The organism is Pseudomonas neuropathica (assembly GCF_051174785.1).
Lineage (GTDB): Bacteria > Pseudomonadota > Gammaproteobacteria > Pseudomonadales > Pseudomonadaceae > Aquipseudomonas > Aquipseudomonas neuropathica_A.
This window is the reverse complement of record NZ_CP195111.1, coordinates 4,525,905-4,549,978: the sequence shown is the minus strand read 5'-3', so window position 1 is coordinate 4,549,978 and position 24,074 is coordinate 4,525,905. Positions and strand designations below refer to the sequence as shown.

At 59.6% G+C, this 24,074-nt stretch carries 19 protein-coding genes; 8 read left to right on the top strand and 11 right to left on the bottom strand.

The window, feature by feature from the left end; all coding sequences use genetic code 11:
• Window positions 1-109: 109 nt before the first annotated feature.
• Together ACRRSD_RS20465 and purL are read right to left on the bottom strand one after the other, a co-directional pair.
• A complete protein-coding gene (locus tag ACRRSD_RS20465) occupies window positions 110-421 on the bottom strand; it encodes an NGG1p interacting factor NIF3 (RefSeq protein ID WP_435035017.1) in 312 nt (103 codons plus the stop codon).
• Window positions 422-426: 5 nt separating this feature from the next.
• Entirely contained in the window at window positions 427-4,323 is a 3,897-nt protein-coding gene (gene purL / locus ACRRSD_RS20460; protein ID WP_435035015.1) for a phosphoribosylformylglycinamidine synthase, read from the bottom strand.
• Window positions 4,324-4,608: 285 nt separating this feature from the next.
• Here purL and mltF point away from each other — a divergent pair, with 285 nt between their 5' ends.
• Window positions 4,609-6,069, top strand: coding sequence for a membrane-bound lytic murein transglycosylase MltF (gene mltF, locus ACRRSD_RS20455; RefSeq protein ID WP_435035013.1), 1,461 nt, complete (start codon window positions 4,609-4,611; stop codon window positions 6,067-6,069).
• Window positions 6,070-6,188: 119 nt separating this feature from the next.
• On the opposite strand, the gene pdxJ is transcribed toward mltF, so the two are convergent.
• The 8 genes from pdxJ to lptF all read right to left on the bottom strand — a co-directional run bounded on the left by pdxJ (window position 6,189) and on the right by lptF (window position 14,594).
• The gene (pdxJ, locus tag ACRRSD_RS20450; protein ID WP_047292711.1) at window positions 6,189-6,935 is read right to left on the bottom strand and encodes a pyridoxine 5'-phosphate synthase; all 747 of its coding nucleotides are present in this window, start codon (window positions 6,933-6,935) and stop codon (window positions 6,189-6,191) included.
• A gap of 39 nt (window positions 6,936-6,974) precedes the next feature.
• Window positions 6,975-7,664 carry a DNA repair protein RecO gene (recO, locus tag ACRRSD_RS20445; protein WP_435035011.1) on the bottom strand — a complete coding sequence of 230 codons (690 nt, stop codon included), beginning with the start codon at window positions 7,662-7,664 and terminating at the stop codon, window positions 6,975-6,977.
• Between the two features lie 168 nt (window positions 7,665-7,832).
• Complete coding sequence (gene era, locus ACRRSD_RS20440) at window positions 7,833-8,735, bottom strand: GTPase Era (RefSeq protein ID WP_016771562.1); 903 nt, start codon at window positions 8,733-8,735, stop codon at window positions 7,833-7,835.
• Window positions 8,728-9,417: a ribonuclease III gene (gene rnc, locus ACRRSD_RS20435; RefSeq protein WP_016986099.1), complete on the bottom strand. Its 690-nt coding sequence runs from the start codon at window positions 9,415-9,417 to the stop codon at window positions 8,728-8,730. Before rnc ends, era begins: the two co-directional genes overlap by 8 nt.
• A gap of 169 nt (window positions 9,418-9,586) precedes the next feature.
• A complete protein-coding gene (lepB, locus tag ACRRSD_RS20430; RefSeq protein WP_038357688.1) occupies window positions 9,587-10,441 on the bottom strand; it encodes a signal peptidase I in 855 nt (284 codons plus the stop codon).
• A gap of 5 nt (window positions 10,442-10,446) precedes the next feature.
• Window positions 10,447-12,246, bottom strand: a complete 1,800-nt coding sequence (lepA, locus tag ACRRSD_RS20425) for a translation elongation factor 4 (RefSeq protein ID WP_435035010.1) — start codon at window positions 12,244-12,246, stop codon at window positions 10,447-10,449.
• Between the two features lie 172 nt (window positions 12,247-12,418).
• Window positions 12,419-13,480: an LPS export ABC transporter permease LptG gene (gene lptG, locus ACRRSD_RS20420; RefSeq protein ID WP_435035008.1), complete on the bottom strand. Its 1,062-nt coding sequence runs from the start codon at window positions 13,478-13,480 to the stop codon at window positions 12,419-12,421.
• Entirely contained in the window at window positions 13,473-14,594 is a 1,122-nt protein-coding gene (lptF, locus tag ACRRSD_RS20415; protein WP_007909044.1) for an LPS export ABC transporter permease LptF, read from the bottom strand. The genes lptG and lptF overlap by 8 nt, the downstream gene beginning before the upstream one ends.
• 576 nt (window positions 14,595-15,170) lie before the next feature.
• Here lptF and ACRRSD_RS20410 point away from each other — a divergent pair.
• The 5 genes from ACRRSD_RS20410 (at window position 15,171) to rlmF (ending at window position 21,843) form a co-directional block, all read left to right on the top strand.
• A complete protein-coding gene (locus tag ACRRSD_RS20410; RefSeq protein ID WP_435035007.1) occupies window positions 15,171-16,661 on the top strand; it encodes a leucyl aminopeptidase in 1,491 nt (496 codons plus the stop codon).
• 57 nt (window positions 16,662-16,718) lie between these two features.
• Window positions 16,719-17,147, top strand: coding sequence for a DNA polymerase III subunit chi (locus ACRRSD_RS20405; RefSeq protein WP_435035005.1), 429 nt, complete (start codon window positions 16,719-16,721; stop codon window positions 17,145-17,147).
• Window positions 17,148-17,155: 8 nt separating this feature from the next.
• Window positions 17,156-17,551: a DNA polymerase III subunit chi gene (locus tag ACRRSD_RS20400; RefSeq protein ID WP_435035004.1), complete on the top strand. Its 396-nt coding sequence runs from the start codon at window positions 17,156-17,158 to the stop codon at window positions 17,549-17,551.
• A 193-nt stretch (window positions 17,552-17,744) separates the two neighbouring features.
• On the top strand, window positions 17,745-20,591 hold the full coding sequence (locus tag ACRRSD_RS20395; RefSeq protein ID WP_435035002.1) for a valine--tRNA ligase: 2,847 nt from the start codon (window positions 17,745-17,747) through the stop codon (window positions 20,589-20,591).
• 232 nt (window positions 20,592-20,823) lie between these two features.
• Complete coding sequence (gene rlmF / locus ACRRSD_RS20390; RefSeq protein WP_093436942.1) at window positions 20,824-21,843, top strand: 23S rRNA (adenine(1618)-N(6))-methyltransferase RlmF; 1,020 nt, start codon at window positions 20,824-20,826, stop codon at window positions 21,841-21,843.
• Window positions 21,844-22,039: 196 nt separating this feature from the next.
• On the opposite strand, the gene ACRRSD_RS20385 is transcribed toward rlmF, so the two are convergent.
• Entirely contained in the window at window positions 22,040-22,321 is a 282-nt protein-coding gene (locus ACRRSD_RS20385; RefSeq protein ID WP_003221909.1) for an HU family DNA-binding protein, read from the bottom strand.
• A 395-nt stretch (window positions 22,322-22,716) separates the two neighbouring features.
• Between ACRRSD_RS20385 and yejK the strand changes: the two genes are divergently transcribed.
• On the top strand, window positions 22,717-23,721 hold the full coding sequence (gene yejK, locus ACRRSD_RS20380) for a nucleoid-associated protein YejK (protein WP_435034999.1): 1,005 nt from the start codon (window positions 22,717-22,719) through the stop codon (window positions 23,719-23,721).
• Window positions 23,721-24,071, top strand: a complete 351-nt coding sequence (locus ACRRSD_RS20375) for a glutaredoxin family protein (RefSeq protein WP_008083649.1) — start codon at window positions 23,721-23,723, stop codon at window positions 24,069-24,071. Before yejK ends, ACRRSD_RS20375 begins: the two co-directional genes overlap by 1 nt.
• Window positions 24,072-24,074: the final 3 nt, after the last annotated feature.

The following is a 24,074-nucleotide window of genomic DNA, read 5'->3' as shown; positions in this document are numbered from 1 at the left end:
AGGCTCACTCCCACATTAAAAAAACGCCATCACCCGAAAAATCACAGGCAACAAAAAACCCGCAGACAATCTCTCATCTGCGGGCTTCCTGCTTAAGCAGCAAGAAAGATCAGAAATCTTCCAGCCGCCACACTTCATAAGCCGGTGTCTCGTAAGGATGACTGAGCTTCAACGCCGCCACTACAGCAACGATCAACTCATCCGCCACCACAAGCTCAACCTTCCATTCCTCAACCCGCTCAACCTGCCCCGCTTCACCAATAAACGGCTGACTGCCGTCCAAAGGCCGAAACTGACCAGACCCAAGCGCCTGCCACGCACAGTGGTCATAGTCACCGATCCGCCCGCCACCGGCAGCGAACACAGCCCCTTTGACCACCTCGACATGACTGTCAGGAACAAAAAACCCGAGCTTGTACACAGGCCTTAGTTCACCCAGACGCGCGCGTTACGGAACATACGCATCCACGGTGCATCTTCGTTCCAGTCTTCCGAACGCCACGAGTTCTGCACGGCACGGAACACACGCTCCGGGTGCGGCATCATGATCGTCACACGGCCATCACGGCTGGTGAGACCGGTAATCCCGCGCGGCGAGCCGTTCGGGTTGGCCGGATAACGCTCGGTGACCTTGCCGTGGTTGTCGACGAAACGCATCGCCACGCAACCCGACAGATCGGCTTCCAGCAGTGCTTCTTCGCTGGAGAACTCGGCGTGGCCTTCACCGTGGGCAATAGCGATCGGCATACGCGAACCGGCCATGCCCTGCAGGAAGATCGAGTTCGACTCCTGAACCTGAACCATCGCCACACGCGCTTCAAACTGCTCGGAGCGGTTACGCACGAAGTGCGGCCAGAATTCGCTGCCCGGAATCAGCTCGTGCAGGTTGGACATCATCTGGCAACCGTTGCACACGCCTAGGGTGAAACTGTCGTTACGCTCGAAGAAGCCCTGGAAGGCATCGCGGGCGCGGCTGTTGAACAGTGCCGACTTGGCCCAGCCTTCACCGGCGCCGAGAACGTCACCGTAGGAGAAACCACCGCACGCCACCAGACCTTTGAACTCGTTCAGGTCAACACGGCCGGCGAGAATGTCGCTCATGTGCACATCGATCGCGTTGAAACCGGCGCGGTCGAACGCTGCGGCCATTTCCACCTGACCGTTGACGCCCTGCTCACGCAGCACGGCAACCTGTGGGCGGATGCCTTTCTTGATGTAAGGCGCAGCGATGTCCTGGTTGACGTCGTAGCTGAGCTTGACGCTCAGGCCCGGGTTGTCTTCTTCCAGCAGCACGTCGAACTCTTGTTCGGCGCAGTCGGCGTTGTCGCGCAGACGCTGAATCTGGTAGCTGGTTTCAGCCCAGGTACGTTGCAGCAGACGACGCTGGCCTTCGAACACGGTGTCACCGTTGAAGGTGATGTTGATCTGGCCATTGTTGATCGGTTGACCGATCACCGACACGCAGTCGCCCAGGCCGGCGGCGCTGAATTGCGCGAGGATGTCCGGAGTCGCGTCCTGACGAACCTGGATCACTGCGCCCAGTTCTTCGTTGAACAGGATCGCAGCGATTTCCGCCGAGGACTCGGCAACGCTGTCGAGGTTCAGGCTCAGACCACAGTGGCCGGCGAAGGCCATTTCTACCACGGAGGTCAGCAGACCACCGTCGGAACGGTCGTGGTAAGCCAACAAGTGACCGTCGGCGTTGAGGCCCTGGATCACGGCGAAGAAGGCTTTCAGGTCTTCGGCGTCATCGACGTCCGGCGCGTGCTTGCCGAGTTTGCCGTGGACTTGGGCCAGGATCGAGGCCCCCATACGGTTCTGACCGCGACCGAGGTCGATCAGGATCAGGTCGGTAGTGCCCTTGTCCATACGCAGTTCCGGGGTCAGGGTCTGACGGATGTCAGCCACTGGCGCGAAACCGGTCACGATCAGCGACATCGGCGAGGTCACGGTTTTTTCTTCGCCGTTGTCGTTCCAGCGCGTGGCCATGGACATCGAGTCCTTGCCCACCGGAATGGTGATGCCCAGCTCAGGGCACAGTTCCATGCCGACCGCTTTCACGGTGTCGTACAGACGCGCGTCTTCGCCCGGGTGACCGGCAGCGGACATCCAGTTCGCCGACAGTTTGATGTCGGAGATCTTGTTGATGCGCGAAGCAGCGATGTTGGTCAGGGTTTCGCCGATGGCCATACGGCCCGACGCCGGAGCGTCCAGCAATGCCAGCGGAGTACGCTCGCCCATCGCCATCGCTTCACCGGTGTAGACGTCGAAGCTGGTGGCGGTGACGGCAACGTCAGCCACTGGAACCTGCCACGGGCCGACCATCTGGTCACGGGCCACGAGGCCGGTGATGGTGCGGTCGCCGATGGTGATCAGGAAGCTTTTGCTCGCCACGGCCGGGTGATGCAGAACGCGTTCGATGGATTCGCTGATGTCGAGGTTCGACGGATCGAAGTCATCGCCCAGCTCGGCTTCGCGTACCACCGAACGGTGCATGCGCGGGGCTTTGCCCAGCAACACTTCCAGTGGCATGTCCACCGGGTTGTTGCCGAAGTGGCTGTCGGTCACGGTCAGTTGCGGTTCAGCGGTGGCTTCACCGACGACGGCAAACGGGCAGCGCTCGCGCTCGCAGATCGCCTGGAAGCGCTCGAAGTCTTCCGGGCCGACCGCCAGAACGTAACGTTCCTGGGATTCGTTGGACCAGATTTCGTGCGGGGCCATGCCCGGCTCGTCGTTTGGAATGTTGCGCAGTTCGAAACGGCCACCGCGGTCGCCATCGTTGACCAGTTCCGGGAAGGCGTTGGACAGACCGCCCGCACCCACGTCGTGGATAAAGCTGATCGGGTTCTTGTCACCCAGTTGCCAGCAACGGTCGATGACTTCCTGGCAACGACGCTCCATTTCAGGGTTTTCACGCTGCACGGAAGCGAAGTCGAGATCCGCCGAGCTGGTGCCGGTGGCCATCGAGGAAGCAGCGCCGCCGCCCAGACCGATCAACATCGCCGGGCCGCCGAGAACGATCAGCTTGGAGCCAACGACGATCTCGCCTTTCTTGACGTGTTCTTCACGGATGTTGCCCATGCCGCCAGCGAGCATGATCGGCTTGTGGTAACCACGAACTTCGTCACCGTGCGGGGTAGTGATCGATTGTTCGAAGGTACGGAAGTAGCCGGTCAGGGCCGGACGACCGAATTCGTTGTTGAACGCAGCGCCGCCGAGCGGACCTTCAATCATGATGTCCAGCGCGGTGACGATGCGCTCAGGCTTGCCGTACGGCACTTCCCACGGCTGTTCGAAGCCCGGGATCTGCAGGTTGGACACGGTAAAACCGGTCAGACCAGCCTTGGGCTTGGCGCCACGGCCGGTTGCACCCTCGTCACGGATCTCGCCACCGGAACCGGTGGAGGCGCCCGGGAACGGAGCGATCGCGGTCGGGTGGTTGTGGGTTTCAACCTTCATCAGGATGTGCACCGGCTCCTGCACCGCACCGTACTGGCGGGTCTCAGGATTCGGGAAGAAACGGCCGGCAACGTTGCCGACGATCACCGAGGCATTGTCCTTATAAGCCGACAGAACGCCCTCGCTGTGCATCACGTAGGTGTTCTTGATCATGCCGAACAGGCTTTTTTCCTGGTTCTCGCCATCAATATCCCAACTGGCGTTGAAGATCTTGTGACGGCAGTGCTCGGAGTTGGCCTGGGCGAACATCATCAGTTCGATGTCGTGCGGGTTGCGCTTGAGGCCGTTGAAGGCGTTGACCAGGTAGTCGATCTCGTCTTCGGCCAAGGCCAGGCCCAGCTCGGTGTTGGCTTTTTCCAGCGCGGCGCGACCGCCACCGAGGATGTCGATCGCGGTCAGCGGCTTCGGTTCGGCGTGGCTGAACAGACCGGCGGCCTGTTCGAGGTTGCCCAGAACGATTTGCGTCATGCGGTCATGCAATACATCGGCAATCTGCTGGGCTTCGGCTTCGCTGAACTGACCGGCCACGTAGAACGCGATACCGCGCTCCAGACGCTGGATCTTGCTCAGGCCGCAGTTGCGAGCGATATCGCTGGCCTTGCTCGACCATGGCGAGATGGTGCCGAAACGCGGCAACACCAGAAACAGACGGCCGGTCGGCTCTTGAACCGGAACACTTGGACCGTACTTCAGAAGGCGCGCTAGCACCTGCTGTTCGTCGCCGGTCAGGACGCCGGTGACTTCGGCGAAGTGAGCGAATTCAGCATACAGGCCACTGACAGCTGGAACCTTCTGGCTCAGTTGCTCAAGGAGTTTGCTGTGGCGAAAGGCAGAAAGGGCAGGAGCGCCGCGCAGGATCAACATCTTCGGGACAGCCTCGGGAAGGGGTGTGCTTTGAGGCCGTGCATTCTAGCCTAAACCGCCCTCAACATCACCCGAAACGCTACGCACGGTTGCACTCGGGTATCAATCTGTGTTTCCGACTTCAGAGTCAGGTAAATCAGCGATTCAGAGGGCGCTTATTTTTACTGTAACAAAAAGCCGTGAAGGCCCATTCCTGCTGGGTTTCGTTCGATTTTGTGATCTCTAGCAGACTCGTCCTGCGCTGTCGAGATATGGCGCCCGTGGCCGTTTGCGTATACTGCGCAGATGTTTTTTCCAACGGCTTTGCGTCCGCGGTACGCCAAATGGCTGATCGCAACCGGACTCTTCCTGATGCTCGGTGGCTGTGTTGATAAACCCAACACACTCGAGCGCATAAAGGAGGATGGTGTGCTGCGGGTGATTACCCGTAACAGCCCCGCCACCTACTTTCAGGACCGCAGCGGTGAAACCGGCTTCGAATACGAGCTGGTGAAGCGCTTCGCCGACGATTTGGGCGTAGAACTCAAGATCGAGACGGCCGACAACCTCGATGACCTGTTCGATCAGATCGGCAAACCCAACGGCCCGGTGCTGGCCGCCGCCGGTCTGGTCAGCAGCGAACAGCGCAAGCAGCAGGTGCGGTTCTCGCACTCCTACCTTGAAGTCACCCCGCAGATCATCTATCGCAATGGCCAGTCGCGGCCGACCGATCCCGGTGATCTGGTCGGCAAGAAGATCATGGTGCTCAAGGGCAGCACCCACGCCGAACAACTGGCCGAGCTGAAAAAGAAATTTCCCGGTATCGAATACGAAGAGTCCGATGCGGTTGAAGTGGTCGACCTGCTACGCATGGTTGATGAAGGGCAGATTGACCTGACCCTGGTCGATTCCAACGAAGTGGCGATGAATCAGGTGTACTTCACCAACATTCGCGTAGCCTTCGACCTCGGTGATGCGCGCAGCCAGAGCTGGGCGGTTGGCCCAGGCGAAGACAACAGTCTGCTCAACGAAATCAACGCATACCTCGACAAAGTGCAGAAGAACGGCACCCTGCAACGCTTGAAGGATCGTTATTACGGTCACGTCGATGTGCTTGGCTATATGGGCGCTACGACCTTCGCCCAGCACTTGCAGCAGCGCCTGCCGAAATACGAACAGCACTTCAAGAACTACGCGAAGAAAGAGAAAGTCGACTGGCGCCTGCTGGCCGCGATCGGCTATCAGGAATCGTTGTGGCAACCGACCGTCACCTCGAAAACCGGCGTTCGCGGGTTGATGATGCTGACTCAGAACACTGCGCAGGCGATGGGCGTGTCCAACCGCCTAGACCCCAAGCAAAGCATCATGGGCGGCGCCAAGTACCTGGCTTACATGAAGGACCAGCTCGACGACTCGATCAAGGAGCCGGATCGCACCTGGTTCGCCCTGGCGGCGTACAACGTCGGCAGCGGTCATCTGGATGACGCGCGCAAGCTGACAGCCAAGGAAGGGTTGAATCCGGACAAATGGCTGGACGTGAAGAAGATCCTGCCACGCTTGTCGCAGAAGCAGTGGTACAGCAAGACGCGTTATGGCTACGCCCGAGGCGGCGAGCCGGTGCATTTTGTGGCGAACATTCGTCGCTACTACGACATTTTGACCTGGGTGACGCAGCCGCAACTTGAGGGTGATCAAGTGGCTGAGGGCAATTTGCATGTGCCCGGTATCGACAAGTCAAAGCCCACTCAAGAACCTGCCCCGCTCTAACCAACACCCTAAATCAAATGTGGGAGCGAGCTTGCTCGCGAATGCAGTGTGTCAGTCAACGAATATGTCGGCTGACACTACGCCTTCGCGAGCAAGCTCGCTCCCACAGGGGTTATGCGTTAGCCTTTCAACGCGGCCGCCAGAATCAGCGCTTTCATTTCAGACACAGCAGACTTGAAGCCGACGAACAACGCATGCGCCACCAGCGCATGGCCAATGTTCAGTTCGTTGATGCCTTTGATCGCCGCTACGGCTTCAACGTTGTGGTAATGCAAACCGTGACCCGCGTTAACGATCAGGCCTTGGGCCAATCCAAACGCCACACCATCGGCGACGCGCTTTAGCTCTTCAGCCACTTCGGTCGGGGTTTCGGCATCGGCGTAACGACCGGTGTGCAGCTCGATCGCCGGCGCACCGACGCGCTTCGACGCAGCGATCTGACGCTCGTCGGCATCGATGAACAACGACACTTCGCTGCCGATCTTCGACAGACGTTCAACCGCCGCCTTGATGCGCTCTTCCTGCCCCGCTACATCCAGACCACCTTCAGTGGTCAGTTCCTGACGGGTTTCCGGGACCAGGCAAATGTGCGCCGGACGGATGCGCTCGGCGAACGCCATCATTTCTTCGGTGACGCCCATTTCGAAGTTCATGCGGGTTTGCAGCACGTCCTTGAGCAGTAAAACATCGCGTTCTTGAATGTGCCGGCGGTCTTCACGCAGGTGCACGGTAATGCCGTCGGCGCCCGCCTCTTCCGCATCCAGCGCCGCCTTGACCGGATCCGGGTAGCGCGTGCCACGGGCCTGACGCAGGGTGGCGACATGGTCGATGTTCACGCCAAGAAGAATGCGATTGCTGGTGGTCACGGATGCGCTCCTGAATTGAGAGATTCGGCGCACAGCATATCAGGGCTTGCGAAACAGCTCGCGGCTTACCAGCGGACGACCGCCCAAATGAACGGCCAGTGCCTGACGCATCAGACGCTTGGCGGCGGACAGCGCGCCGGGGGCGGTCCAGTCGGCTTCGGCCATCGCCAGTAATTCAACGCCGTTAAACAGGCCCGGTTGCAACAGGAAGACCCGCTCCAGCCCCGCGTCCACTTGCAGACGATAGAGACCGTCCGCCGCGACGGGTTCACCGTGAACGTCAGTGTTCAGTGAAAAGCCGTAACCGAGGTCATCCAGCAGCCGCCACTCGAAGGAGCGCAGCAACGGTTCCAGCGGCCGACCTTCGGCCAATGCCAGCAATGTTGCGGCGTAGTGATCGAAGACACCCGGGTGCGGGTCCTCGGCTGGCAGCAAACGGATGAGCAGCTCATTCAGGTAAAGACCGCTGAATAGCGCCTCACCGTTAAGCCACGCCGAAGTGCCGGAGCTTTCCATGCGCCCGACATTCTTCAGCTCGCCCTTGCCGCGAAATTCGACTTCCAGCGACACGAATGGCCGCGCCAACGTCCCGGCCTTGCCCCGAGCACTGCGCAACACCGCCCTCAGCCGCCCTTGCGGCGTGAGGAAATCCACCAACGCACTGGTTTCGCGGTAGGCGCGACTGTGCAGGACGTAGGCGGGTTGGGCGGGAGGTGGTGTTGAGGACATGGAGTTCTCATTGATAAAAACGTGGTTCTATATTCACCCCAAAACCAATGTGGGAGCGAGCTTGCTCGCGAATGCTGGGTGACAGTCAACAAATATGTCGGCTGGCACTACGCCTTCGCGAGCAAGCTCGCTCCCACAGGTTTCTTCGGTGTTGCGACAACCGCGTTTTTACAGGTCGCCGTAACCCAGCGAACGCAGCGCACGCTCGTCGTCGGACCAGCCGCCCTTCACCTTGACCCACAGGTTGAGCATGATCTTGGAGTCGAACAGCAGCTCCATGTCCTTGCGCGCTTCGGTGCCGATGCGTTTGATGCGCTCGCCCTTGTCGCCAATGATGATCTTCTTCTGGCCGTCACGTTCAACGAGGATCAAAGCGTGGATGTGCAGGGTTTTACCCTGCTGCTTGAACTCTTCGATCTCGACGGTGATCTGGTACGGCAGCTCGGCGCCCATCTGGCGCATGATTTTCTCGCGCACCAGTTCAGCAGCAAGGAAACGGCTGCTGCGGTCGGTGATCTGGTCTTCCGGGAAGAAGTGATCGTTCTCCGGCAGGTGATCGGCGATAACCTTTTCCAGCGCTTCGAGGTTGTGCCCGTGCTGTGCGGAAATAGGAATGATCTGCGCATTCGGCAGTTGTTCCTGCAACCAACTGAGGTGCGGCATCAGCTCGGCTTTGTCTTCGATGCGGTCGGTCTTGTTCAGCGCGACGATCAGCGGGCCGGTCACGTATTGCACCCGCTCGAGCACCATCTGGTCTTCGTCGGTCCACTTGGTGCGATCAACCACGAAGATCACCACGTCAACGTCTTTCAACGCCGCCGAAGCAGTCTTGTTCATGTAACGGTTCAGGGCCTTTTCGCCACCTTTGTGCATGCCCGGGGTGTCGACGTAGATCGCCTGCACGTCACCTTCGGTTTTGATCCCGAGCATGTTGTGGCGAGTGGTCTGCGGCTTGCGCGAGGTGATCGCGAGCTTCTGGCCGAGGATGTGGTTCAGCAGCGTCGACTTACCGACGTTGGGACGGCCGACGATGGCAACATAGCCACAGCGAGTTGCGTTTGTATCAGTCATTGCCATTCTCCACGCCCAGGGCAATCAGTGCTGCGGCGGCCGCTACCTGTTCGGCAATACGACGACTCACACCCTGACCTCGGCTTTTTTCATTCAGTAAGACAACTTCGCATTCGACGAAGAAGGTTCGGCAGTGCGGCTCGCCCTGGATATCCACCACTTCATAGCGTGGCAGATCGCAACCGCGCGATTGCAGGTGTTCCTGCAAGCGGGTCTTCGGATCCTTGTTGGTATCGACCAGCGTCAGGCCTTCGAACTCGCCGGCCAGCCAGGCCAGCACGCGCTCACGCGCCATGTCCATGCCGGCATCGAGATAGATCGCACCGATCAAAGCTTCGAGGGCGTCGGCCAGAATCGACTCGCGACGGAAACCGCCGCTTTTCAACTCGCCGGAACCCAGTCGCAGGTAATCGCCAAGGTCGAAACCACGTGCCAGGACAGCCAGCGTCTCACCTTTTACCAAACGTGCGCGCAAACGCGACAACTGGCCTTCACGGGCCAGCGGGAAGCGATCGAACAACGCCTCGCCAGCGACGAAGTTGAGGATGGCATCGCCGAGGAATTCCAGGCGTTCGTTGTTGCGCCCGGCAAAACTGCGGTGCGTCAGAGCCAGCAGCATCAGCTCCTGGTCCTTGAAGGTGTAACCGAGCTGACGCTCGAGACGGCTTAGAGAAACGCTCACGGTTTACCCACGCTGAGTTCGTGGCTGGATTCCACTGCCATCGCCGGGATACGGCGCAGGCCTGGGACAATTAACGCTGTGTTCAAAAATTAAATCCTGGCGATTGCGAAGCCGATTGTGCCGGCTCCAGAAATGCATTCGGCGCTGTGGTCAACAGCGCCGTGTGTGATTACTTGATCAGGCCAACCCGCGAGAAATTCGGCAGGTGACTCAGTTTCGGTTCCGGCCAGCTCATCCAGACCGCGAAGGCCTTGCCGACGATATTCTGGTCGGGAACCATGCCCAGCAGATCCTTGGGAATGTTCGGATCATCCCAGTAGCGACTGTCGTTCGAGTTGTCGCGGTTGTCGCCCATCATGAAGTAGTGCCCGGCGGGTACTGTCCACGAGCGGTCCGGCGTGGCGCGGTAGCGGCTCATTTCCTTGCGGATCAGATGCTCGGCAGCGCCCAGTTTCTCTTTGTACAGTTCGGCGCTGCCCAGCGTGCCCGGCTCGGCGCCGACCATCTGCTCGGCAATCGATTCGCCATTCACAAACAGTCGCTTGTCAGCGGTGTAACGCACGGTGTCGCCCGGCAGACCAACCACACGCTTGATGTAGTTGACGTTCGGATCGCTCGGGTAGCGGAACACCATCACATCGCCACGCTGTGGATCACCGACTTCGATGATTTTCTTGTCGATCACCGGCAGGCGGATCCCGTAAGAAAACTTGTTCACCAGAATGAAGTCGCCGACGTCCAGGGTTGGCTTCATCGAACCGGACGGGATCTGGAACGGCTCCACGAGGAACGAACGCAGCACCAGCACAATGAACAACACCGGAAAGAACGACTTGCCGTATTCAACCAGCAGCGGCTCTTTGTTCAGTTTCTCGACGACCACGACATCGGGCTGGCTGACACTGCCTTGATAAGAGGCAATGGCCGCCCGGCGACGCGGCGCCAGGATCAACAGATCAAGCAACGCCAACAGGCCGCAGACGAACACGGCGATGACCAGCAACAGCGGGAAATTTAGTGACATAGGACCTAACTATCCAACCTGAGCACGGCAAGGAAGGCTTCTTGTGGAATTTCCACGTTGCCGACCTGCTTCATGCGTTTCTTACCGGCCTTTTGCTTCTCGAGCAGTTTCTTCTTACGGCTGACGTCACCACCGTAGCATTTGGCCAATACGTTCTTTCTGAGCGCCTTGACGGTTGTCCGGGCAACGATCTGACCACCAATGGCAGCCTGAATCGCCACGTCGAACATCTGACGAGGAATCAGTTCTTTCATCTTCTCGGTCAACTGGCGACCTTTGTAGTGCGAGTTGTCACGGTGCACGATCAATGCGAGGGCATCGACCTTGTCGCCGTTGATCAGCACATCCAGTTTCACCAGATTAGCCGATTGGTAGCGGTCGAAATGGTAATCCAGCGAAGCATAGCCACGGCTGGTGGATTTGAGGCGGTCGAAGAAGTCCAGCACCACTTCGTTCATCGGCAGGTCGTAAGTGACTTGCACCTGATTACCGAGGAACAGCATGTCGACTTGAACGCCGCGTTTCTCGATGCACAGGGTGATGACGTTGCCCAAGTGTTCCTGCGGCACCAGAATGTTGGCGCGCACGATCGGCTCGCGCATGTCTTCGATCGACGACACATCCGGAAGCTTGGACGGGTTGTCGACGTAAATCGTTTCACCGGTTTTCAGCACCAGTTCGAAGATTACGGTTGGCGCGGTGGTGATCAGGTCCAGGTCGTACTCGCGCTCAAGGCGCTCCTGGATGATCTCCATGTGCAGCATGCCGAGGAAGCCGCAACGGAAGCCGAAGCCCAGTGCGTCGGAGCTTTCCGGGGTGTATTGCAGCGACGAGTCGTTGAGGGTCAGCTTCTGCAGCGCTTCGCGGAAATCCTCGAAGTCGTCGGAGCTGACCGGGAACAGACCGGCGTAAACCTGTGGCTGGATGCGTTTGAAGCCGGGCAGCACTTCCACGTCCGGGGTCGAACTCAGGGTCAGGGTGTCACCGACCGGTGCACCGTGGATGTCCTTGATGCTGGCGATGATGAAGCCCACTTCGCCGGCCTTGAGGTCAGACGTGGCGGTGTGTTTCGGGTTGAACACGCCAACGCTGTCGACCAGATGGATCTTGCCGGTGGACTTGACGAGGATCTTGTCGCCCTTTTTCACGCGACCATGACGCACGCGCACCAGGGAGACAACGCCCAGGTAGTTGTCGAACCAGGAGTCAATGATCAATGCTTGCAGCGGATCTTCGATATTGCCGGTCGGCGCAGGAATGGTGTGCACCAGGCGCTCGAGCACTTCGTCGACACCCAGGCCGGTCTTGGCGCTGCAAGTGACGGCGTCGGTGGCGTCGATGCCAATGATCTTCTCGATCTCTTCCTTGACGCGATCAGGATCGGCCTGTGGCAGGTCGATCTTGTTCAACACCGGCATGACCTCGAGGCCCTGCTCGATCGCGGTGTAGCAGTTGGCCACGGACTGGGCTTCAACGCCCTGACCGGCATCGACCACCAGCAAGGCACCTTCACACGCGGCCAGGGAACGGCTGACTTCGTAGGTGAAGTCAACGTGGCCCGGGGTGTCAATGAAGTTCAGCTGATACTTGATGCCGTCTTTGGCGGTGTAATAGAGGGTAACGCTGTGGGCCTTGATGGTGATCCCGCGTTCACGCTCCAGCTCCATGGAATCCAGTACCTGGGCTTCCATTTCACGCTCGGCCAGGCCGCCGCACATCTGGATGAAGCGATCGGCCAGCGTCGACTTGCCATGGTCAATGTGGGCGATGATGGAGAAATTGCGGATATGACTCAAATCACTCACGGATCAACACTCAAAAAGGCTGCAGGCATGGCCCGCCGAAAAATAGCCGGGAATTGTACCTGATACACGGCGCAAGCGTCACGTTCGCCTGTCATCCGGATTGCATGCAAAAACGCCCCGATCTGTCGACCGGGGCGTTTTCAAGTTTAAAGCGCGGGTAAAAACGCGCGCATCAACCGGCTCTTCGCAGCAGCCAGACACCTGCCAGCGCACAGACGCCGGCCGGTACCAGCACCGCGAACAGCGGCGAGAAACCGAACACCAGGCTCGACGGGCCGAGCAAATCCTGGACGATACGGAAGGTGAAGCCCACCAGCACGCCGGTGAATACTCGCTGACCGAGAGTCACCGAACGCAGCGGGCCAAAGATGAAGGAGATGGCCATCAGCACCAGCGCGGCGGTGACCAGCGGTTGCAACACCTTGACCCAAAATGCCAGCCAGTAACGGCCGTTGCTCAGGCCCTGCTCGGCCAGATAGTGGATGTAACCCCACAGACCGCTGATCGACAGCGATTCAGGGGCCATGACCACGGTGCTGAGCAGTTGCGGGCTCAACGCCACGTCCCATTGCTCGCTCGGGGCATTGACGACTTCAGTACTGCGCTCATGGAACAGCGTGGTGGCAACGTCGGTGAGCTGCCATTTATTGCCGTCGAACTCGGCCTTCTTGGCGAAGCTCGAACTCAGCAGATGACGCTCTTTATCGAAGTGATAACGAGTCACGCCATACAACAGGCCGTTCGGTTGCACGGCGTTGATGTGAATGAATTCCTCACCCTGACGGTGCCACATACCGTGCTTGGCGCTCTGCGCGTCGCCGCTGCCTTGCGCCAGCGAACGGTTGGCCTGGGCCATGCTTTCGGTCGCCGGAGCGACGTATTCGCCGATCAGCACGCCGGCCAGCATCAGCACCAGCATTGGCTTCATGACGGCCCAGACGATACGGCCGATGGACACGCCAGCAGCGCGCATGACCGTCAGCTCACTGCTGCTGGCCAGACTGCCGAGGCCGATCAGGCAGCCGATCAATGCGGCCATTGGCAACATTTCGTAGAGACGGCGCGGTGCGGTCAGCAACACAAAACTCAGAACATCGACCAGCGTGTAGGTATCGCTGACGTCACCCATCTCATCGATAAAGGCAAACAGGGTCGCCAGACCGAGAATGATGGCCAGCACGGCAATGATCGCCATGAACACGCTGCTGCCGATGTAGCGATCGAGTTTAACCACGGGCCACCTCCAGCGCTGCGGAGCGACGGCTGGCCATCTTCAGGCGTAGCGGCTCCCAATAGAGCAGGCCGAGGCCGATGAACAAGAAGATCGCATGCACCCACCACAGACCAAGGGCCGGCGGGATCTTGCCTTTTTCAAGGGCGCCGCGGGCGGCAATCAGGATGGTCAGGTAAGCCATATAAAGAAGAATCGCCGGCAGCAGCTTGAGGAAACGCCCTTGGCGCGGATTGACTCGCGACAGCGGCACCGCCATCAGGGTCACGATAAATACCAGCAGCGGCAGGGACAAACGCCATTGCAGTTCGGTTTTCGAGCGGATGTCATCGCTGCCCAGCAGAGATGAGGTCGGCATGGCGTCGCGATCGGTGACTTCTTCGCTGACGTCCGGCTTGGGCAACAGCACACCGTAGGTTTCGTAATGAATGGCCCGATAATCGGCCTGACCCGGGCTGCCGTCGTAGCGATAGCCGTTATCGAGGATCAGATAGCGGTTGCCATCGGGGCGCACTTCCTGGCGACCGCTTTCGGCCACCAGCACGGAAATCCCGCGATCCTTTTGATCGGCACCGAGGTTCTTCTGCGAAATGAACACGCTACCCAGATTGACGCGATCGTCGCTCAACGTCTCGGTGTAGGTCACCCGCGTACCGTCACGCAGGGCCTGGAAACGCCCCGGCTCGAGGGTATCGAACTCGGTCAGCGCGTCCTGCTTGTTCAGCAGCAACTGGAACTGGTTGGCGCCTTGCGGGGCCAGGCCCAGACTCAGCCACGCTACGACCAGCGCAACCAGGGTCGCCGGAAACAAGGTCATGCGAAACAGCTTCTGCTGGCTCATGCCGGTGGCCGAAAGCACAGTCATCTCGCTTTCCAGGTACAGGCGACCGTACGCCAGCAAGATCCCGAGGAACAGGCCCAGCGGCAGAATCAGTTGCAGGAAACCCGGCAGACGAAAGCCCATGATCAGGAACAGCGAGCCCGGATCGAGCTGGCCGGCAGCGGCCTGAGCCAGATATTTGATGAAGCGACCGCTCATGATGATGACCAGCAGCACGGCACTCACGGCGCTGAGGGTCAACAGGACTTCGCGGGACAGATAACGGAAGACGATCAAACCAGACACTCCAGGGTTGTCAGGCTAAGGCGGCCAAACAAGCAAACACATCGACCGGCCCGCAACGCAGAGCCGTCGAAAAAAGATGCGGCATTATCCTGTGATTGGGGGCGCCTGTCACTGCGCACACTCATCCATGTCTGTAATCCTTTGCAGATCGTACAACCTAGGGGGCGTTCTCAATTAGTTTTCACACCGCGCCGGGTCTGCTGTTGTGCAGGGCAAGGCGCGAGAAGCGTGGTTTGGTCATTCCAAATAAGCTTCGAGCAACGCAGCCCTGCACAACAGCAGGCCCGGCCCTTCGGGTTGTGCCTTAAAGCCGGCCAGTCTGCGTTGCAGGCCTTGGAAAGGGAACAACCATTCCCAGCGGCCTGCGCCTTGCCTGGCTGGCTTTAAGGCGACAACGCGGCGTGGAAACTAATTGAGAACGCCCCCTAGGGTTGTCAGGTGCGGGGAGCGAGGTTCAAACTGCGGCCCTTGTCGCGGGCTTTGGCCTGCGCCTCTTCTATTTATAAGCAGGCGACTGCGGACACCGTCGAACGCCTGCGTGTTGACCATTCATTCAGGGATCCGGACATGGAACTGGTTGTAAAAAGCGTTAGCCCAGAAACGTTGAAAACCGCCACCCTGGTGGTTGCTGTCGGCGAAGGCCGCAAACTCGGTGTCGCCGCCAAACAAGTCGACGAACTGAGCGGTGGTGCGATCAGCGCCGTCCTCAAGCGTGGCGACCTGGCCGGCAAGGTCGGCCAGAGCCTGTTGCTGCACAGCGTGCCAAACCTGAAAGCAGAGCGCGTGCTGCTGGTCGGTGTGGGCAAGGATGAAGAACTGGGCGACCGTCCGTTCCGTAAAATCGTGGCCGGCATCCTCAACACTTTGAAGGGTCTGGGCGGCAGCGACGCCGTGCTGGCGCTGGATGAAGTCATTGTCAAAAACCGCGACAGCTACGGCAAAACCCGTCTTCTGGCAGAAACCCTGGTGGATGGCGAATACACCTTCGACCAGTTCAAGAGCCAGAAAGCCGAACCGCGCGCTCTGAAAAAAATCACCCTGCTGACCATCAAGGCTGCACAAGCGGAAGTGCAGCGCGCGGTGAACCACGCCACTGCAATCGCCAACGGCATGGCGTTCACCCGCGACCTGGGCAACCTGCCGCCGAACATCTGCCACCCGATCTTCCTCGGCGAACAAGCGAAGAATCTCGGCAAAGAATTCAAGGATCTGAAAGTCGAAGTGCTCGACGAGAAGAAGATCAAATCCCTGGGCATGGGCTCGTTCTACGCCGTCGGCCAAGGCAGCGCCCAGCCACCGCGCTTGATCGTCATGCAATACAACGGCGGCAAGAAATCCGAGAAGCCGTACGCGCTGGTCGGTAAAGGCATCACCTTCGACACCGGCGGTATCAGCCTGAAGCCGGGCGCCGGCATGGACGAGATGAAGTACGACATGGGCGGCGCTGCCTCCGTGTTCGGTACCCTGCGCGCCGTGCTTGAACTGAAACTGCCGATCAACCTGGTGTGCATCCTCGCCTGCGCCGAGAACATGCCGAGCGGCAATGCTTCGCGCCCGGGCGACATCGTCACCACCATGAGCGGCCAAACCGTGGAAATCCTCAACACCGACGCCGAAGGCCGTTTGGTGCTGTGCGATGCGCTGACCTATTCCGAGCGCTTCAAGCCACAAGCCGTGATCGACATTGCCACCCTGACTGGCGCTTGCGTCGTTGCCTTGGGCGCCCACACTTCGGGTCTGCTGGGCAACAACGACGAACTGATCGACCAACTGCTCAGCGCCGGCAAAGCCGCTGACGACCGCGCCTGGCAACTGCCGTTGTTCGACGAGTATCAGGAGCAACTGGACAGCCCGTTCGCCGACATCGCCAACATTGGCGGGCCGAAAGCCGGCACCATCACTGCGGCGTGTTTCCTGTCGCGCTTCACCAAGAACCTCAACTGGGCGCACCTGGACATCGCGGGCACCGCATGGACCAGCGGCGGCAAAGACAAGGGCGCCACTGGCCGCCCAGTACCGCTGCTGACCCAGTACCTGCTGGATCGCGCCAAAGCCTGAATCCGCTGACGGGCGGCGTCACTTTCGGGTGACGCCGCCTGCTGCTCTGGAACCGCAATGACCAAAGTCGACTTCTATATCCTGCCCAGCGCCGATCCTTCGGCTCGCCTGGACTTTGCCTGCAAGCTCACTGAGAAAGCCTGGCGCATGGGGCACCGCATCTACCTGCATTGCAGCGACACGGCTCAGCGTGACGATCTCGATGCGCGCCTGTGGGCATTCAAGGGCGAAAGCTTCGTGCCGCATGGCTCGGCCGACAGCGAGCCAGAGGGTTTGATCGTTTTGGGCCTGGGTGACGACTGCGGTCAGCATCAGGATTTACTGGTCAATCTCGACCTGAAAGTCCCGGCCTTCGCCAGCAAATTCGCCCGGGTGGCGGAAGTGGTGGTCGAAGATCCAACGATTCGGGCGGCCGCGCGGGAGAGTTTCCGTTTCTACCGCGAACAGGGCTATCCTCTGCAAGATCACCGTTTACAGCGACTCTGAGCATTCCAATGGACACTCCGAAACCGCAGCAAAAGTCCGCACACCTGCTGGATGATCTTGAATCGATCCGTCAGTTGCTCGGCGATGACAACCTGCAACCACCGCTGCTGACCGACACGGTCGACGATGGCGAACAGGAACAGATTCCGATGTTATTCGAAGCGGTCGGCAACGAGCCGGTTGCTCTCGAACCACCACCCGCTCCAACTCCGGCGCCGGCCGCGCAACCTGCGCCCCCTGTGAATAAAGGCCCCGACGCCCTGCTTCACCTCGACAGCGAACTGCGCGCCGCCGCGCAATTGATCATGCAAGACGTGATCGACGACTTCGCGCCGCACATCGAAACCGAAATCAAACGCCGCCTCGATGCGCGGATGGAACGGCTACTCAGCCAGTACGAATAACGCACCCCGTGTAGGAGCTGCCGCAGGCTGCGATCTTTTGACCTTTGTTTTTAAAGACAAGATCAAAAGATCGCAGCCTTCGGCAGCTCCTACATTTAGATCTCCATCCGGCCCGCCCCGCTCGCCCTCGGCCCCATGCCCCGCTATACTCGTCGGCTTTTCCTGAATTAATGCCAATAGGGTCCCGCCGCGCATGGATAAGACCTACCAGCCGCACGCCATTGAAACTTCCTGGTACAACACCTGGGAGTCCGAGAACTACTTCGCCCCGCAAGGCGCGGGCGACTCCTACACCATCATGATCCCGCCGCCGAACGTCACCGGCAGCCTGCACATGGGTCACGGTTTCAACAACGCGATCATGGACGCCCTGATCCGTTTCCGCCGCATGCAGGGTCGCAACACCCTGTGGCAGCCGGGCACCGACCACGCCGGTATCGCCACGCAGATGCTGGTCGAGCGTCAACTCGAAGCCCAAGGCCAGAATCGCCACGATCTGGGCCGTGAGAAGTTCCTCGAGAAAGTCTGGGAATGGAAGGATCAGTCCGGCGGCAACATCAGCCGTCAGATCCGCCGCCTCGGCTCGTCCGTTGACTGGAGCCGCGAGCGCTTCACCATGGACGACGGCCTCTCGGAAGCGGTTAAAGAAGCCTTCGTACGCCTGCACGAAGACGGCCTGATCTATCGCGGCAAGCGTCTGGTCAACTGGGACACCAAACTGCACACGGCGATTTCCGACCTCGAAGTGGAAAACCACGACGAGAAAGGTTTCCTGTGGAACCTGAAGTACCCGCTGGCTGACGGCGCAAAAACCGCTGACGGCAACGACTTCCTGATCGTCGCGACCACCCGTCCGGAAACCATGCTCGGCGACTCCGCCGTTGCGGTGAACCCGAACGACGAGCGCTACCAGGCCCTGATCGGCAAGTTTGTCGAGCTGCCACTGGTTGGCCGCCGCATCCCGATCATCGCCGACGATTACTGCGATCCTGAATTCGGCACCGGCTGCGTGAAAATCACCCCGGCCCACGATTTCAACGACTACGAAGTCGGCAAGCGTCACAACCTGCCGCTGCTGAACATCTTCGACAAGAACGCCAACGTGCTGCCGGCAGCGCAGGTGTTCAACCTCGATGGCACGCTGAACGACAGCATCGACGGCAAGATCCCGGCCGAATACGCCGGTCTCGAGCGTTTCGAAGCGCGCAAGCAAATCGTTGCCGCGTTCGACGCCGCTGGCCTGTTGGTCAGCGTCAACGACCACGGCCTGAAAGTACCGAAAGGCGACCGCTCCGGCACCATCATCGAGCCGTGGCTGACCGACCAGTGGTACGTGTCGACCAAGCCTTTGGCAGAGCCTGCGATTGCCGCCGTTGAAGACGGTCGTATCCAGTTCGTGCCGAAGCAATACGAAAACATGTACTTCTCGTGGATGCGCGACATCCAGGACTGGTGCATCAGCCGTCAGCTGTGGTGGGGCCACCGGATTCCGGCCTGGTACGACGAGTCGGGCAAGGTTTACGTCGGTCGCGACGAAGCCGAAGTGCGTGCCAAGCACAACCTCGGCCCGGACGTTGCGCTGCAGCAAGACAACGACGTACTCGACACCTGGTTCAGTTCCGGCCTGTGGACCTTCTCCACCCTCGGCTGGCCTGAGCAGACCGAATTCCTGAAGAAATTCCACTCCACCGACGTACTGGTGACGGGCTTCGACATCATTTTCTTCTGGGTTGCCCGGATGATCATGCTGACCATGCACCTGATCAAGAACGAGGACGGTACGCCGCAGGTGCCGTTCAAGACCGTTTATGTGCACGGTCTGGTACGCGATGGCCAGGGCCAGAAGATGTCCAAGTCCAAGGGCAACGTCCTGGACCCGCTGGACATCATCGACGGTATCGAGCTGGAAGAACTGGTGCAGAAGCGCACCTCCGGCCTGATGCAGCCGAAACTGGCGAAGAAGATCGAGAAGCAGACCCGCGACGAGTTCGCCGACGGTATTGCCAGCTACGGCACCGACGCCCTGCGCTTCACCTTCTGCTCGCTGGCTTCGACCGGTCGCGACATCAAGTTCGACATGGGCCGCGTTGAAGGTTATCGCAACTTCTGCAACAAGATCTGGAACGCCGCGCGTTACGTTCTGGACAAGGGCGAAGACTGCGGCCAGAACGGCGAAGCCTACGAGCTGTCGCTGGCGGACCGCTGGATCATCTCGCAGCTGCAACGCACCGAAGCCGAAGTGACCCGTCAACTCGATCAGTTCCGTTTCGACTTGGCGGCGCAAGCGCTGTACGAGTTCATCTGGAACCAGTACTGCGACTGGTACCTGGAACTCTCCAAGCCAGTGCTGTGGGACGAGAACGCACCGGTTGAACGTCAGCGCGGCACCCGCCGTACGCTGGTTCGCGTACTGGAAGTAGCGTTGCGTCTGGCGCATCCGTTCATGCCGTTCATCACTGAAGAAATCTGGCAGCGCATCGCGCCGCTGGCCGGCATTCAGGGCAAGACGATCATGCTGCAAGCGTGGCCAGTGGCCAACGAAGAGCGCATTGATCCGGCCGCCGAAGACGATATCGAATGGCTCAAGGAACTGATGCTCGGCACGCGCAACATCCGTGGCGAAATGAACATCGGCCCGGGCAAGCCATTGCCGATCTACCTGAAGAACGTCAGCGCTGAAGACCAGCGCCGTCTGACCGAGAACGAAGCGCTGCTGAAGAAGCTGGCGCGTCTGGAATCGATCACCGTTCTACAGGCTGGTGAAGAAGCGCCGCTGTCCGCCACCGCCCTGGTTGGCGAGATGGAAGTGCTGGTGCCGATGGCCGGCCTGATCGACAAGGGCGCTGAACTGGCGCGTCTGGACAAGGAAATCCTGCGCCTGCAGGGCGAAGTCCAGCGGGTTGGCGGCAAACTGTCCAACGCCGGTTTCGTCGACAAGGCCCCGGCCGAAGTCATCGAGAAGGAACGCGCCAAACTGGCCGAGGCGGAACAAGCCTTGGGCAAACTGGCCGAGCAGCACGCGCGGATTGCCAGCCTGTAAGGGTAAATCGCAATGAAAAAGGGAGGCCCAAGTGGCCTCCCTTTTTTATTCCTGATCACCACAAATCCCCTGTGGGAGCGAGCCTGCTCGCGAAAGCGGTATGTCAGTCGACACATCCGCTGGATGTGAAACCGCCTTCGCGAGCAGGCTCGCTCCCACAGTTTGAACGGTGTTGCCTTGAGATGTGGGACAATACCCGCCACTTTCAGCCATACCCGAATCGACCACGCCCATGAACGCCCCCCGCACACCCAAACCTGCGCGCAAGAAGCCTGACACCGCGACCCCGGCCAAGACCGTCGAGCCGCGTGAAAAGGCCAGCCTGCACCCGCGCAATCGCCATCAGGGTCGTTACGACTTCCCGGCGCTGATCAAGACAACGCCGGAACTGGCGAAGTTCGTGATCACCAACCCGTACGGCAAGGAAAGCATCGACTTCGCCAGCCCCGATGCGGTGCGCGTATTCAACCGGGCGCTGCTCAAGTCGTTTTATGGCATCCAGCATTGGGACATTCCGGCGGACTACCTCTGCCCACCGGTTCCGGGCCGCGCCGATTACGTGCACTTCCTCGCTGACCTACTGGCAAGCATGAACGACGGCAAGGTCCCGCGCGGCGCAATCGTCAACGTGCTGGACATCGGCATGGGCGCCAACTGCGTGTATCCGCTGATCGGTAACAGCGAGTACCGCTGGCACTTCCTCGGTTCGGAGATCGACCCGACGGCCGTGGCTGCTGCCCGAGCCATCGTTCAGTCAAACGACCTGAACAAAGTCATCCAGCTGCGTCAGCAGGAAAACCGCAAGCACATCCTGATCGGCTTGCTGGAGCCGGGTGAGCGCTTTGATCTGACCATGTGCAACCCGCCTTTCCACGCCTCGATGGATGAGGCGACCAAGGGCAGCGAGCGCAAATGGCGCGCACTGGGCAAGGCCGACCCGAAACGCAAACTGCCGGTGTTGAACTTCGGCGGTCAGTCGGCCGAGCTGTGGTGTGAAGGCGGCGAAGCACGCTTCGTGACGCAACTGATCGCCGAGAGCGCGAACTTCCAGCATAAAGTGCTGTGGTTCAGCACCTTGGTGTCGAAAGCGTCGAACCTGCCGGCTATCGAAACCGCGCTGAAAAAGGCCGGCGTGCTGGAAAGCCAGGTCGTCGAGATGTCCCAAGGTCAGAAGCAAAGCCGTTTCGTCGCCTGGACGTTTCAGACCAAGTCCGAGCAGCAGATCTGGCGCCGCGAGCGCTGGGTTCGCTGATAGCTGCGCAGATGCCCCTGTAGGAGCTGCGGCACGCTGCGATCTTTTGATCTTGATCCTGAAGAACAAGATCAAAAGATCGCAGCCTCGTTTCACTCGACAGCTCCTACAAGGCGGTCTCAGTTCTCGCCAAATCGCAGACACAAAAAAACCGTGCCCGGATCGCTCCGGTGCACGGTTTTTTTGTGTCTGCGTCTTACTTGTTCACAGCGTCGGTCAGGCCTTTGGCCACAACCAGCTTGATCACTTTCTTAGCAGGGATTTCGATGGCAGCGCCAGTCGAAGGGTTACGGCCAGTGCGGGCAGGACGCTCGGTCACTTTCAGCTTGCCGATACCTGGCAAGGTGATTTCGCCGCCGTTTTCCAGCTGATCGGCAACGATTTGGCCCAGTTGGTCCAGAGCGTTACGCGCGGTGGTTTTCGGCGCGTCGATAGCTTCAGCGATGTCGGCGATCAGTTGGTCTTTAGTAAGAGCCATGTAGTGTTCCTTCCCTATCAAATTCATATGGATTGCAGAGTGCAGTGTCAGCCATCGAGCCCGATCTTCTGGATCTGGCACCCTCGGCGATAACCACGACGAGTCGGGTTATAGATGCCGAAATCAGGGTTTGGTTCGACCTGACAAATGCTGATTGCACGCTTAACGCAGTGACTTCGCGTAAGACCGGGCAAAACTAGCACAGAGACGGGGAAATATCCGCCTCTAGCTACCCATTTGGTCAGCTTTATTGCGCTAAATCGGTAAATAACTGCATAAGGCCGGTCGCGCGCCCCGGTTTTGCCCTACAACCCGCGCCAAAACCAGTGGTTGCGGTACACTGGGCACTTTTTCGGGGGAGCCTGCCCTCCTCCCTTCCAACAGCCGAGAAGCCCATGCCGATCCGTCATTGCATCGTCCACCTGATCGACAAAAAACCCGACGGCACGCCCGCAGTTCTGCACGCCCGTGACACGGAACTGGCCGAGTCAGCAGCCATCGAGAACATGCTCGCCGACCTCAACGAGAGCTATAACGCCAAACAGGGCAAAGCCTGGGGCCTGTTCCATCCGGAGTCCGGCGCGTTCCCGTTCAGCGGCTGGCTGAAGGAATACATGGAAGGCGGCACGGACTTCACCGCGTTCAGCAAAGTCGCGGTCGAGCACCTGCAAAAACTGATGGAAGAGTCGAATCTGTCGGTCGGCGGCCACGTGCTGTTCGCCCACTATCAGCAAGGCATGACCGATTACCTGGCCATCGCCCTGCTGCACCACAGCGAAGGCGTGGCAGTGACCGATGAACTGGACGTGACCCCGTCGCGCCACCTCGACCTCGGTCAGTTGCACCTGGCGGCGCGGATCAACGTCTCCGAGTGGCAGAACAACAAGCAGTCCAAGCAATACATCTCGTTCATCAAGGGCAAGAACGGCAAAAAGGTTTCGGAATACTTCCGCGACTTCATCGGTTGCCAGGAAGGTGTCGACGGCCCGGGCGAGACCCGCACGCTGCTCAAGGCCTTCAGCGACTTCGTCGAGAGCGAAGATCTGCCGGAAGAGTCTGCCCGCGAGAAGACCAAGACACTGGTGGACTACGCCAGCAGCCAGGCCAAACTCGGCGAACCGATGGGCCTGGAAGAACTCTCCGAGCTGATCGACGAGGAACGCCCGAAAGCCTTTTACGATCACATCCGCAACAAGGATTACGGCCTGTCGCCGGAGATTCCGGCGGACAAACGCACCCTGAATCAATTCCGTCGCTTCACAGGCCGCGCCGAAGGCCTGTCGATCAGCTTTGAAGCGCATTTGCTGGGTTCGAAGATCGAATACGACGAAGAAGCTGGCACTCTGGTAATCAAGGGCCTGCCAACCTCGCTCACCGATCAGCTGAAGCGGCGTAACTGATGCTCGGCAATGTGCTGAAGAAGGTCGCGCTGGTTCTGCTGGTGGTTGTGGTCTATCAGAACTGGGGCAAGATCGAGCGGGTGTTCAATCCGTCGCAGATGGTTGCAGAGCAAACCCGCGCGCAGGCCAACGTCGTGCTCTACGCCACCGACTGGTGCGGCTACTGCAAACAGACCAAACGCTTTCTCGACAGCAAGGGGATTGCGTTCAAGGAGTTCGATATCGAGAAGGATGCCGAGGCGCGCAAGGCGTATGAGGCATTGGGTGGGCGCGGGATTCCGTTGATCGACGTCAACGGCACGTTGATTCGTGGATTTGACCCGGACGAGATTCTCGCCGCCCTGAAATAACCT